The organism is Paraburkholderia sp. CNPSo 3274, from assembly GCF_024206475.1.
In the GTDB taxonomy this organism is placed as follows: Bacteria; Pseudomonadota; Gammaproteobacteria; order Burkholderiales; family Burkholderiaceae; genus Paraburkholderia.
The window spans coordinates 1-13,070 of sequence record NZ_JAMBPR010000137.1; the positions used below are offsets into that span (position 1 = coordinate 1).

The following is a 13,070-nucleotide window of genomic DNA, read 5'->3' on the forward strand; positions in this document are numbered from 1 at the left end:
CGGCGCGCGTCAAGGTAGTTGTCGCCTCACTCATGCAGCCAAAGGCTGTTTATTCGCGCCGATCGACGCCATCTCGACGACGGTGTCACGTTCGGGGTTAAGCGTCACGGCATCAACCGGTGTCCAGTCGCGCGTGTGACGCGACCAGCGAGCCGGATTGCATGCACGCGCCTTCGCGTACAGTGCGTGCCGTGCCGCGAGAAGCGCACGATCGTCGCCTGCATGACGCTGCGCAGGCGTCACGTAGCGGATGCCGCTATGACGATGCTCGAAGTTGTACCACTGGACGAAACCGGTAGCCCACGTGCGAGCAGCGTTCAGGTCCTCGAAGCCTGTGGCCGGAAACTCCGGCCGGTACTTCGCGGTTCGGAAGAGCGCCTCGGCGTAGGCGTTGTCGTCACTGACACGGGGGCGTGAGTACGACGGCTTGACACTCAACCAGTGGAGCATTGCCAGCACGGTGGTGGCCTTGAGCGTCGCACCGTTATCGCCGTGCAGCACCGGCCGGGTCTCAAGAGCGGCAATGCCTTCAGAGAGCGCCGTACGACGCACGAGATGAGCGGCGTGTTCGGCAGCGTCGCTGTCGTGCACCTCCCAGCCGACAATCTTGCGGCTGTAAAGGTCCAGGATCAGGTACAGATGGAACCATCGACCCGTTACCGTTGCCGGCAGAAACGTCATGTCCCAGCACCATACCTGGCGCGGCGCCGTTGCGACGTGCGTGGTCGGCGGCCGGGCGCCCGAAGGAGCTCTGGCACGGCCACGGCGCCTCATCTGTCCATGCTCGCGCAGCACGCGTGCAAAGGTCGATTCGCTGGCGATGTACACGCCTTCGTCGGCCAGCATCGGCACGATTCGCGCCGGTGGCATGTCAGCAAAGCGCGCCTCGTTGGCTACGCGCAGTACGTTTGCCCGCTCCTCTGGGCTCAGGGCATGCGCAGGCGGCGGGCGTATCGCGCCGGGCCTGGCGTCGCCCTTGACGAGCCCCTGATGGGCCCTCCAGCGCTGCAAGGTGCGCACATCAATTCCCGCGACCTCGCAGGCCAGGCGCAACCGTGCGCCAGCCAGTCTCGCCGAATCGATTTCCCGGGCCAGTTGCTGGCGATCCTCGAGGCCAATCATTCGTCCTCGCCCTCGTCCGTGTTGAAGATCGCCGAGACTTTTTTTGAAAGTACCAGCAACGCGGCTGCCTCGGCCAGCGCCTTCTCCTTGCGCCGTAATTCGCGTTCGAGTTCCTTGATGCGGCGCTGATCCTGCTTCGTTTGCTGAGGACTCGCACGGGCCTCTTCGGGCTCGGCCAGCGCCTGCGTGGCCGCTTGTCGCCACTGGGCCAGCTCCTGCGGATACACGCCATGCTCACGGCACCACGCATTGCGCGCCGTCTCGTCCATCGCTGCCGTGTTCAACACCGCCTCGAAACGGGCGGCCGCTGTCCATGCCCGCTCGCGAGCGGGCATGGACAGCGCATCACAGCGCAAGCGCTCCAGCGTCTGCGCGCCCACACCGATCTCTCGCGCAACCTCGTCCACTGATGCGCTTTCCGGCGCCAGCAACCGCGCCACCGCTCTGTCCTTGAATGTCTGTCCGTAACGCGCCAACTCGTTCTCTCTTTATCGCCCCCAGATTCCAATTCTATCGAGGCGACAACCATTGTGACGCGGGGGGTCGGCGCGTTTGTCGGAGCAAGCCGCGCATGATGCGTTCACCGGCCTCATTGACCGGCGAGAACTGCTTACCCCCTTCACCATCTTGTCGCTAGACGGCGGCGCAAGGTCGAGTAAATCGCTCAACAACGAACGGCGGCAGATGTCGGGCGACGCGGCGGCGCTATCGCCGTTGTCCTCTTGAACAACGGCCCACGCGCGGTCGAGCAACATCAGGAACTGTTTCGCTTTCCAGGCGTTTGGCAGAAATCACCCAAGCCGGCCATCAGCTGGTTCAAGAAGAGGTCGCGTCAGCGCCAGTTGCTCCGCAGTCACTGGCCTCTGATAGAGATATCCTTGGGCGAATGGCACTCCGGCTGCGCGCAACGCGACATGCTGGCTCTCCGTCTCAACACCTTCCGCAATGACCTGTAACCCGTAGTGCTTCGCGACATCCCGCCAGACACCTAGAAACAGGACCGGTATGGGGTTTTCGTGAAAGCCTGGACAAACCAGTCAACGTTTCCCTATTAACGCCGAAAAGGAATTATTGAAGACTTGATAATCTCGCTCTATAACACTTCATGATCAGAACAATAATGAGATCTCGCCGAAAGATACGATTATGCGCCCCGCATTTTTTCAGTTTCCTTTTGCTGGAGCCTTTGGTGCAAGGGAATTCAAAGCGTAATCATTGTTTGATTTCATACGGTATGGTGTCCGTCAGGGATCTGGAATTTTCAAGTCCGTGACTTGTGGGCGGATCGCGTGCGGCCACGATCTGCCCTTAACGGATCGGCAGCACCTTCGCGCTTCGATTTGCCCGCCGTCGCGGGCTCGCGCGGCGACCCGATCCTTGAAACTCAACGTGCGCTGCCGACGACAAGTCGTTCGTCACAGCCGCAACACGACAGCTTCAATCTACGTCTCATGTAGGTATCCGAATTAATCAGGGAGCCAACGGAATGATGGTGTGCGGATTCGATTGAACGTTCGGGAAAATCAGAATGCATCCCGATATTCACAAACATTATCTGCATGGTGGTGATTTTCATTCCGGGCCAAGTATCATTGGGAGGTACCTGATGAGAGCCTGTCCGTACCGCTCCAGACACCGGGCATGGATGTTCGCAGCATTCGCTGGCATGGCGAATATCGAAGGCGGCGTCGCGCTGGCGCAGGTCACCGCGGTGAACAATTACTGGTCCGGCGCAAATTCGTCCAGCTGGTTCGACCTGAGCAACTGGACCGACGCGAATGGCAATCATCTGGTGCCCGATTTCCACACCAACATTACCTACATCAACACGCTTGCGAACCATCCGACGGTTATCGACGCACTCGCTGCAACCTCACGGATCGTTCGTATTGGCGACGGCGCGGCGACCGGAAGCAATGGTTCCCTGACCGTGGAAAACGGCGGGACACTCACCACACTCGTCAATAGCGGTGGCGGTTATGTCGCTGTGGGCTATGGCATCCCCAATCCTGCCACGGCCTCACTGACGGTTACCGGACCCGCGTCCCGCGCGTCTGTGGCGACGTTTCTTTACGTCGGGCTCGGCGACGGCGATCGCGGAACAGTCAATATCGATAACGGTGGCCAGGCCACGATCGGGCAGTCGATCGACGTTGCCGGCGGCACCGGGAGCACGGGCAACGTCAACGTTTCCGGTCAAGGCTCGACGTTCAGAATCGGCGGCGATGCGTTCGTCGGCGATGCCGGTCACGGCGTCCTGAACATTTCCGACGGCGGACAGGTCGAGGCGGGCGGGAACGTCTATCTCGGCGCGGGGCCGCAGAGTGTCGGCACGCTGAACATCATGGACGCGGGCTCCATATTGACGGTGACGAATGCGCTCAACGTCGGGTATGCCTTTTTTGGTAGCGGCGCTCAGGGAACGCTGACCATTTCGAACGGGGCGAGCGTCACGGCGGGGTCCGTCGCAATTGCGCAGACGGTCGGTTCCACCGGCACGCTAAACATCGGCGCGCCTGCCGGCGCCACGGCGGTCGCGCCAGGCGCACTGAACAGCCGCAATGTCACATTCGGTAACGGCGACGGCAGGCTCGTGTTCAACCACACGGACAACAGCGGCAACTACCTGTTTCCTGCCGCCATCTCCGGCACGGGCACCGTCGATGTCCTGAGTGGCGAGACAGTCATGACCGGTGCCAGTACGTATGCTGGTTCAACGACCATCTCCGGCGGGACGCTGGCCGCGGGCGCGGTCGACGCGTTCAGCCAGAACTCGGACTATGCCGTGACGTCCGGCGGGACGATGGACCTGCGCGGCTTCGACCAGCGCGCGGCGACGCTGGTCAATGCAGGTCTCGTGCGCCTGGCGGGAGACCCGGGAACCACGCTCACCACGACACAGTACACCGGACAGAATGGGACGCTCGCACTCGATACCGTGCTTGGCGGCGACGGCTCACCGTCCGACAAGCTGGTCATTGATCGAGGCGCTGCGAGCGGCACCTCGAAGCTCGCGATCTCCAACGCCGGAGGCACCGGAGCGCTCACGCAAGCCGACGGCATACCGGTCGTCGTGGCAACCGACGGCGGCACCACGCAGGCAAACGCTTTTGAACTTGCAGGTGAGGCGCGCGGAGGGGCTTACGACTACCGCCTTCATCGAGGCGGCCTGGCTGGGGGCGCCCCGGACGACTGGTTCCTGCGCTCGACGTTCGTCGTTGGACCCGAGGAGCCGTCCGAGGGCGCCGTTGAGCCGCCGTGGGAGGAAGAAAATGTGCTGCCGGAGACCCCGCTGCCGCCCGCACTGCCCGACGGGGAATACCCCGTCATCGGCCCGGAGGTGGCGACGTATTCGGTAGTGCAACCGCTCGCGCGGCAACTGGGCGTCACGATGCTCGGCACGATGCACGAACGTATTGGCGACACACTCTCCGATGGGGCGGGCGGCACGAACGCCACCGGCGTCGCCCGGTCGGCGTGGGCGCGCGCGTTCGGCCAGCAGGTTGACAACCGCTACCAGACTTTTACCGATGCGCGCGCGAACGGCTCAGTGATTGGCGTGCAGGCTGGGCTCGATCTCTGGCGTGGCAGTCTGATCCCCGGCCATCACGATGCCGGCGGCGTCTATTTCGCCTACGGTAACGGCAATGTCGACGTAGATGGACTCGTCACCAATACCGATGCCACAGCATACGCCTTGAGTCACACCGGCAAGGTGAACCTGAACGCCTATTCCGGCGGCGCATACTGGACGCATTACGGGCCGGGCGGCTGGTATGTCGACGCGGTGCTGCAAGGCACATACTACGACGGCGACGCAACGACCCAGTATGCGCGTCTGCCTGTCTCCGGCTCCGGGATCGTCACGTCGCTCGAAGCGGGCTATCCGTTTCACCTTCCGCTCGGACCGAACTTCGTGCTGGAGCCCCAGCTACAGATCATCTGGCAGCACGTCGGACTTGACGATGCCGATGATGGACTGGGTCCGGTTGATCCTGGATCGACGTCGGGCGTAACGGGCAGGCTCGGGGTGCGCGGTCAGTGGACCATCGAGCGCGCCAACGGACAGGTGTGGCAGCCCTATCTGCGCGCCAATATCTGGCGCGACTGGGGCGCGCACGCGACGACAGTTTACGCTGGAGCCGACCAGGTCCCACTCGCACACCAAGTCACGCGCATGGACGTCGCGGCTGGCGTGAGCGCGAAGCTCGATACCCGCTGGAGCCTGTATGGACAGTTCGGCTACCAGTTCTCGATCAACTCATCGTCAACCGGCAGCCAGAAGGGTGTGTGGGGTGACGTCGGTTGTCGCTACGCATGGTGAGGAGTCGACCTGATTTGTCCTGGCATCGGAAGTCCACGATAGCGGTTCTCATCTCCACGACGGCAACAACGGTAGCATCACGATTCCCGGAACCCTTACGACGTCAGCGAAGTGTCCAATGAACGTCCCTGTTCTGGAAAGGACTGCGGGAACAGCACCAGTCCGCTCCGCAGCCCGGGCAGTGGTAGTACTGGAGACGTACGCTGCCGAGGTACGCCGGTTCGCCGACATCGCGCAGAGGGTGTGTCACATCGAAATCGGGGTGACTCAGCAGAAGACTGCAGGACGCGCAAAGATGTGACGGATTGCTAACCATTTCATTCCCTCTGCATTACAAGGACCTGTCCTGGAGTGCCGAAGAGCCGTCCTGCGCGGCACAGTGAGGTTTTCCAGTTTGCCGGGTTACACGAGCCGTTGCGAAGGCAGGCATTTCGAAAGGGGCGTCATCTTTCTGCCATTTGTGAACCGCTCAAAGTATAGGATGCGGTCCAGGATGGGCGCGCGTACTAAACCTATGGGTTCCGCACACCCAACGGCACATCGGATGAGAAGCTGCCGAATTGGTGGAATTGAGGAAGGCAGGCTCGACAAATCATAATCCCCCGAGGTGCCGGTCCGCGCCCAGGTGAAACGAGATCCCTTGAGGAGCCTGCGACTGTCGAGCACGCCAGTCTAGATGCGCCGTCAGCTTCGGCTCATGAAGAAGCGCCACGGGCGAATGCTTCCAAACGTCTGCCTCCTGCAGACGTTGCTGCCCACCTCAGCCCCCCCCCTTTCCCCCCCAAACCGGCACTCTGTTCGACGGGCCGCTGCAGCGTGAATCGTTGAGCGCGCGTCACAGCAAGTGGTGAATTCAGGGATCTCTCCTGAAGGACGTCTGACGGCAGCTGCTGTTGCCCAGGAATCCAGACGTGATCATCCCAAGGAATGTCGACCGGATGTTCGGACTGACCGTTCGCCGCAATGTCGCGGAACCGCAGTTGCGGCAGATGGGAACCATGTTTCGATATCGTCACGAGCAACCCTACAACATCTCCAGAAGCCCGCCCGCCTTTCCCTCCCGCTCGGTTTCGGCCTGTGTCGAGAGGCGTGCACGATGCAGCGCATCTGTATAGCGCGCCGAATTCGCTGTCCAGCATGCGAAGACGGTACGGCACGGACAGACCGTCGTATACGAGCAGAATCGAAGGCGATCAGGCGCGAGAGCGAATCGAGCATCACCTGCGACGGGCCGACCTCGAGAGCAGTCAGCATTGTCCGATTCAGCCGCGCACAGTCATGGTGCGCGGGAAATTACACGGCTATCCTGATCGACGGCAACGCTTACGCCGCAGGCCAGATTCCGCGCGTTCGCGACTGCGCCAGTCTCGTCCCCTCCCTGGTAGCGAGCGTTCGCACAACGCCAGTTGCCGAAATTTTTTGGAATCCATAACATCGGCAATGATCCAGGCACGAAGGTCCCCCGCAGGGTGACCTTCGTGCCTGGCGTCGTTATCCGACCACCCGCGCCTCAAGCCCGCTGCGTACCGCCAGATCGAAACGCTCAGGGCGAATATGGAACACCGTCGCCTCGCACGCGCGCCCGTCAGCAAGTCGCGAGGTCCGGCGCAGCACGAGCAGCGGCGCGCGCGGCAACACTTCGAGATACGCGGCGATATCGCTCGTCGCGGCAACCGCCGTAATGGTCATGTCCGCATCGACGATATGCCAACCCGGCAACCGTTCGAGCATTTCGTACGACGGGAGAGCTTGCGCCTCCTCGCGCGAAATGACACTTGCTTCGGGCAGCAGGCAGGTCTGCGCGAGCGCGACAGGCTTGTCATCGACGCGGTGCAGGCGTTCGAGATACACGCAATGCGTAACATCGGCTGTGAAGGTCTCGCGCAGGCCGGGCGGTACCGCGCACGCTTCCATGCGCAGCAGTTCCATACTTGCCCGCGCGCCCTGCGCCGCCAGCGAGTCGTAAAAACCGCGCAACACGTCGAGCCGATGCTGCAGGCGCCTGTGCTTCACGAACGTGCCCTTGCCCTGCTTGCGCTCCACGACGTGCGCCTCCACCAGACGGCCGAGCGCCAGCCGGACAGTCACCCGACTCACGTCAAAGCGCTCGCCCAGTTCGGCTTCCGACGGAAGCTTGCCCGACGGCTCATAGATGCCCTGCCCGATTTCCTGCTCAAGTGTCGTCGCGATCTGCTCATAGAGCGACGTCACATCTTCCCGCACCAGCATCATTGATGTCCCTCGTTGCGCTCGCGCCGCGCCTTGTGCGCGATTCGCGATATCGATATGAAAAGCAATTGGATGGCCCATCTTGTATTAATACGTATTATGCCACCCAGACCCACCGACGATAGCAGCACCGCCTCGAATAACGAACGCAGGAAAGCATGACAGTGACAGACAAGATCCTCGACGCGCCGCCGCTCGAGCGCCCACCACATGATGGAGAGGCCCTCCATACGCGCGAAACCGTGCCTGCTGGTGCTCATGGCCACGCTGGCCCGCGCAGCGGCGCCGCGCTCCTGCGTGCCCGCCTCGGCTTCGTGGCGGCGTGGTTCGCCTTCATCGCGCTCGCGTGGCTCATGCCGACGCCCGCCGGACTCGACGCGTCCGGCAAGGCCACGCTCGCCGTGGTCGCGTGGGTCGCGATCGTCTGGGTGACCGAGGCTATTCCCGTCGGTGTGAGCGGCATACTGATACCGATGCTGCTTGTGCTTTCACACGCAACTCCGGGTTTTCCGAAGGCCGCAAGCGGTTTTGCGGCGCCCGTCGTGTTCCTCTGCCTCGCAGCCTTCCTCTTTTCGGCGATCATGCAGGCAAGCGGCCTCGACCGCCGCATTGCGCTGGCGCTGCTTGAGCGCCTGAAGGTGCGCACCGCCAACGGCGTGATCTGGGCAATGTTCGCCGTCAACTTCGTGATGTCGATGGTCGTGCCGGCCGCGAATGCGCGCTCGGCCGCGCTGCTGCCCGTCGCCAACGGCATCGTCCAGCTGTTCGGCGATTCGCCGCGCGAGCGTGCCGCGAAAAAGGCTATCGTGATCCAGTCGCTTGTCTACGGGGCGATGATCAGCGGCATGTGCATTCTCACGGCGCATCTGCCGAACATGGTCGTGTCAGGCCTGCTCGAAAAGCAGCTCGGCATCCACATTTCATACTTCACGTGGTTCAAGCTCCAATGGCCGTATCTGGGCATGTTCGCGATCACGCAGTGCTGGGTCCAGTACTATTTCCGCTCGCGCGCCGTGCAGATTCCTGGCGGATGCGCCGCCATCGCGACAATGCGTCGCGCACTCCCGCCTGCCTCGCGCAATGACTGGCTGGTGCTGGTCCTGTTCGCGGGCGTGGCGGTCCTGTGGGCGACGGAGCCGCTGCATCACCTGTCGTCGGAAATCGTCGCGCTGATCGCGCTTGCCATCCTGTTCACGCCAGGCGTGCTGCGCTTCGGCTGGGCCGAAGTCGAGCAGCGCACGATCTGGGGCACGCTGTTTCTGCTCGCAGGCGCGCTCTCGTTGTCCTCTGCGATCAGTTCGTCGGGGCTCGCCCAATGGGCCGCCGATCACATCTATCTCGTCGCGCACGGGCATGGCTGGTGGCTCGCCATTGGCATCGTCATGGCCGGTACGCACATCATCCGTATCGGCATGCTGTCCAACGTCGCTGCTGTCACCATGATCGCGCCGATCGCGCTTGCGCTCGCTCCGCGCCTTGGCCTGCATCCGGTCGCGTTCACGATGCTGGTCAGCGACACCGACAGCTTTGCTTACCTGCTGCCCACACAGATCACGGCAGGCGTGATTGCCTACAGCAGCGGCGCATTCACCACCGCCGATTACGCCCGCGTCGGCGTGGTCTCGGTGCTGATTGCGATCCTGTACGGGCTATGCGTGATCGCACCGTGGTATGCGTTCATGGGCGTGCCCGTCTGGGACGCATCTGCAGCCTGGCCGTTTGCGCATTGAGATTCGCGCGCACTCGCATGCTCACGGGCGCGTGATCCCGAACCTTTACCCGCCTTATCGACACCCTCCCCAGATGAGCGAATCGAACGAAACCGGTCTGCACGCCCGCGCGCGTGCCCTGCGCGAGCGCCTTGGCGATCATGTCGCCCCTGCCGGCCTCTATGAAAAACTGAAACAGCGCCCCTTCGCCGGCAGCGTGCGTTGCAGCGTTTCCCGACTCGAAGCGGGCAGTTGGGCAGAAGTCGTGCTCGACTACGAAGTCGGCTCGTCGGGCATTGCCGATGGCGGGTGGCTGAAGGCCACGTTCAAGTTTTACTCGGACTGGGCGCTCTTCCAGACAAGCGACCCCACCGCGGCGAACTACATCAGCGCCGAGTATCATGCGGCGCCGCTCGTGCCGGGCCAGAGTCCCGCCACGGTGCAAGCGCTCAATGTGCGCTTCGACCAGAAAGGCCACGAGCGGCCGTACCAGAAAGCCGTGATCGTCGATGTCGTCGACGGGTATCTGAACGCAGGCGACCGCATTGTGATCCGTCTTGGTGATCGCCGACGTGGTCCCGGCACGCGCATCCAGACGTTTTCCGAAGACGATTTCCGCTTCCGCCTCTACGTCGATCCGCTGGGCACGTCGCGCTTCGTTGCAGTGCCTGGCGACATTGCCATCGACATCCATCCAGGCGATCCAACGGACGTGCTGCTCAACGGGCCGCGCTTCGTGCGTCCCGGCGAGGCCGCACCGTTTCGCCTTGCGTTGCAGGATCGCTGGGGAAACGCATGCCGCGAACTGAGCGCGAACGCGAATGCGCGGCCGGTAGTCGCCAATTTGATCGCCAACGTGATCGCCCGCGACGCAGAAGGCACAACGGTCTATCAGCGCGAGCATGCATTCCCGGCGCAGGGCTTCGCGACGCTCGCGCTCGACGATCTGCCAACGGAGCGCGGCACGCTGTACATCGTCGCAGACGTGCCCGCACGGCCGGAGATCCGCGCAGCCGTTGCCTGGCTCACGGTCGACGCCACACTGTCCTCCCCGCGCGCGTTCTATGCGGACCTTCACGTCCATGCGCACGACACTGTCGGCACCAACAGTCCTGCATACAACGCGCTGTACGCGCGCGATATTGGTGGGATCGATATCCTCGGCTATACGGCCAACGACTTCCAGATCACGGATGCGAACTGGCAACTGGGCATCGAGGCCGTCGATCAGTTTAACGAACCCGGCCGCTTCGTCGTCTATCCCGTGCAGGAGTGGTGTGGCAGTTCGACGGCTGGTGGCGACCACAACGTCGTATTTCTCGGAGACGAACGTCCCGGCTTTCCGTACAACGCGCGCGGCGAGCACAACCGCACACTCGTGTGGAACGAGGACATGAAAGGCAACGCGGTCGAACTCGGTCGCTGGCCCGTTGAGGAACTGTGGGATGCCTACGCCGACGACGCCGAACATCATCTCGTCATGCCGCACGTTGGCGGGCGGCGCTACATTCCGGACTGGCACCATCCGAAGCTCGAACGGCTCGTCGAAATCGCTTCGACGTGGGGTCACTTCGGCTGGCTCTACCAGGACGTCATCGCGCGGGGCTATCAACTCGGCGTGGCTGCGAGCGGCGACGAACACCGCGGACGTCCCGGTGGCGGCGCGCCGGGTGTGCAGGTCTTCGGCGTACATGGCGGACTCACGGGCGTGCTCGCCGATACGCTCGACCGGCGCACGGTCGGTCAGGCCTTACGCGCACGCCGCACGTGGGCGACAACAGGCGAGCATAGCGCGCTGCTCGTGCGCAGTGGCGATCACTGGCAAGGCGACGCGTTCAGGCAGCGCGGCCCGGCTACGCTCGATTACCGCCTGCTCGGACGCGCCGGCTGGGAATACGTCGCCGCCTACGATCACAGCGGCCTGATATGGGAGCGCAACCTGCATGAGGAACTCGGCTATGCAGAGCGTCTGATCCGCGTGCGCTGGGGCGGCGCGCGCATTCGCGACCGGTATCGCTGGGCGGCGTGGCGTGGTCGCATCCGCATTCTCAACGGCACGATTCACAACTTTGGCTCGCACGGCTTCGAACACGTCGAGGAATCCGCGTGGCGCACTGGCGCAACGGACATCGAATTCAGCAGCGACACGTACGGCGACGCGGACAGCATCGAGATTGACGTGAGCAATCTGGCCGCGGCGACCATCGTGATCGAAGGCGCCATCGACGGGTTCGTTAAGGTCGGCGATCCGCTCGCAGGCAATCCGTTCGCACATGCGCCAGCGTTTCGCTTCGAGGTCAGCGGCGCGGATCTGCTTGCGCGGGGCAGCGCAACACATGCGCTCGGCGGCACGGAATTATTCGTCGCAGTCGAGCGACTGACCGACAGGCCGTTGCCGGTCGATCTGGCGGGTAGTGTCGAGGTTGCCGCTCAGAACGCGTCGTTTGGTTTTCGTCCGGTGTACTTCTTCGGGCGGCAGCGCAACGACAGCAAGGTGTGGTCGTCGGCGCAGTTCATTACTTTTGAATAAGTTCGTCGCAGGCGCAGGTTAACTGAGCCTGCAGCGATCAGCCCAGTTTTAGTCCGCCATCTAATTATGAATCAGGAACCGGTCGCGGTTCCTGACGTCCTTGATCCAGTTTGGCGCGCGCCCTCTGCCGGACCAGGTGGCGCCGCTCGCCGGATCGCGGTATTTTGCCGGAGACGGACCAGCCGAACGTCTGGGTCTGCCGCGGCGACGCCCAAAGATGTCCCGTGGCGTATATCCGAAAACGGCCACCTTCACACGGATATCGGCGAGGACGGCCTCGAACTCCTCCTGACGGACTGCTGCCGCCTGACTCTCCAGCTCGGCGATCTGCGCTTTCAGTTCGCTGTACGTTGCCACGAATCGTCTCCCGCATATGGAAACCACTGGGTCATGATAGTGACTTTCGCATGCCGCTGATCCGAACCGGGACGATGGTCGCCGGGCATTGCGTCAGGCTGGTGTCTGCGGATTTTCCGGCAATAGAGATGGCTCGCGACCATAACGACAATGGCGAACGCTCGTGCGTTGTGAATCACGATGGAGAGGAACAAAGCCGGTGCGGCTACCGCTGCATGCGGATTCATGGAGAGCCAGATGCTTCACGCGCAGCATCAAGCAAACGTGGTGAACGCCATGGATGTTCGCGCAACAAGCCGGTATTCATCGCACCGCGGCGGCCAAGAAAGGAAGTCCGGGGTAGAAGGCCCCCCGCATCGGACGGTTAGTGGCAGACCCTGTGAACCGATACGGGCCCCGTCTGAATTCCGCGCGAATCCCGGCAGTTCGAGCTGCAGCGCCGGGTCTGCTAAAGAACAGTCTCTTGGGTCAATGGAGTTTGGACGCCTGGCGACGGCGGGCAGTCGCAAGGAGCGGATTTTCGTCGACTCCTGCGTCGCGCTTTGGCGCACGGGTCTGTCATAGATTTTGTGTTCAAGGCATAACATGTAGCTCAAGGAGCATGTATGCCACGCAAACCCAAGACAACTACCGAAGCGCAGACAGCGTTACCGTCCATTCCGAAGGAGCTGATCGACCAGTTCGTGAAGGGACCCATGACCGCCGAAGCGGTGCACGCCGCTTCAGCCGCGTTCAAGAAGGCGCTGATCGAGCGGGCGCTGGGTGCCGAACTTGGACACCATCTGGGTTATCCGGCGGG

The 13,070-nt window shown here is 62.7% G+C and carries 7 protein-coding genes and 1 pseudogene; 4 read left to right on the top strand and 4 right to left on the bottom strand.

Annotated features, from left to right (window positions below; translation table 11 throughout):
* Window positions 1-30: 30 nt before the first annotated feature.
* Both M3I54_RS42210 and M3I54_RS42215 read right to left on the bottom strand, forming a co-directional pair.
* A protein-coding gene (locus tag M3I54_RS42210) for an IS3 family transposase (RefSeq protein ID WP_254346194.1) occupies window positions 31-1,598 on the bottom strand; the annotation gives its coding sequence in 2 pieces (ribosomal slippage) (window positions 31-1,157 and window positions 1,157-1,598; 1,569 coding nt in all).
* A 315-nt stretch (window positions 1,599-1,913) separates the two neighbouring features.
* Complete coding sequence (locus M3I54_RS42215) at window positions 1,914-2,159, bottom strand: EAL domain-containing protein (protein ID WP_375541846.1); 246 nt, start codon at window positions 2,157-2,159, stop codon at window positions 1,914-1,916.
* 491 nt (window positions 2,160-2,650) lie between these two features.
* On the opposite strand from M3I54_RS42215, the gene M3I54_RS42220 reads away from it, so the two are divergent.
* Window positions 2,651-5,446, top strand: a complete 2,796-nt coding sequence (locus M3I54_RS42220; RefSeq protein WP_254346196.1) for an autotransporter outer membrane beta-barrel domain-containing protein — start codon at window positions 2,651-2,653, stop codon at window positions 5,444-5,446.
* A 1,491-nt stretch (window positions 5,447-6,937) separates the two neighbouring features.
* Here the strand turns inward: M3I54_RS42220 and M3I54_RS42225 are convergent.
* A complete protein-coding gene (locus tag M3I54_RS42225; protein ID WP_254316980.1) occupies window positions 6,938-7,678 on the bottom strand; it encodes a GntR family transcriptional regulator in 741 nt (246 codons plus the stop codon).
* Window positions 7,679-7,833: 155 nt separating this feature from the next.
* Between M3I54_RS42225 and M3I54_RS42230 the strand changes: the two genes are divergently transcribed.
* A complete protein-coding gene (locus M3I54_RS42230; protein ID WP_254316979.1) occupies window positions 7,834-9,405 on the top strand; it encodes a DASS family sodium-coupled anion symporter in 1,572 nt (523 codons plus the stop codon).
* A gap of 73 nt (window positions 9,406-9,478) precedes the next feature.
* Window positions 9,479-11,914 carry a hypothetical protein gene (locus M3I54_RS42235; RefSeq protein WP_254346198.1) on the top strand — a complete coding sequence of 812 codons (2,436 nt, stop codon included), beginning with the start codon at window positions 9,479-9,481 and terminating at the stop codon, window positions 11,912-11,914.
* A gap of 60 nt (window positions 11,915-11,974) precedes the next feature.
* Here M3I54_RS42235 and M3I54_RS42240 read toward each other — a convergent pair whose 3' ends face one another.
* The gene (locus M3I54_RS42240; RefSeq protein WP_254346200.1) at window positions 11,975-12,271 is read right to left on the bottom strand and encodes an H-NS histone family protein; all 297 of its coding nucleotides are present in this window, start codon (window positions 12,269-12,271) and stop codon (window positions 11,975-11,977) included.
* 605 nt (window positions 12,272-12,876) lie between these two features.
* Between M3I54_RS42240 and M3I54_RS42245 the strand changes: the two are divergent.
* Window positions 12,877-13,070 (top strand): annotated as a pseudogene (locus M3I54_RS42245) (IS256 family transposase); the annotation flags it as partial.

Bases quoted from the DNA above. Each gene is read 5' to 3' on its own strand.
- M3I54_RS42220 (WP_254346196.1), top strand. From the start codon at position 2,651: ATGCATCCCGATATTCACAAACATTATCTGCATGGTGGTGATTTTCAT.
- M3I54_RS42225 (WP_254316980.1), bottom strand. From the start codon at position 7,678: ATGATGCTGGTGCGGGAAGATGTGACGTCGCTCTATGAGCAGATCGCG.
- M3I54_RS42230 (WP_254316979.1), top strand. From the start codon at position 7,834: ATGACAGTGACAGACAAGATCCTCGACGCGCCGCCGCTCGAGCGCCCA.
- M3I54_RS42235 (WP_254346198.1), top strand. From the start codon at position 9,479: ATGAGCGAATCGAACGAAACCGGTCTGCACGCCCGCGCGCGTGCCCTG.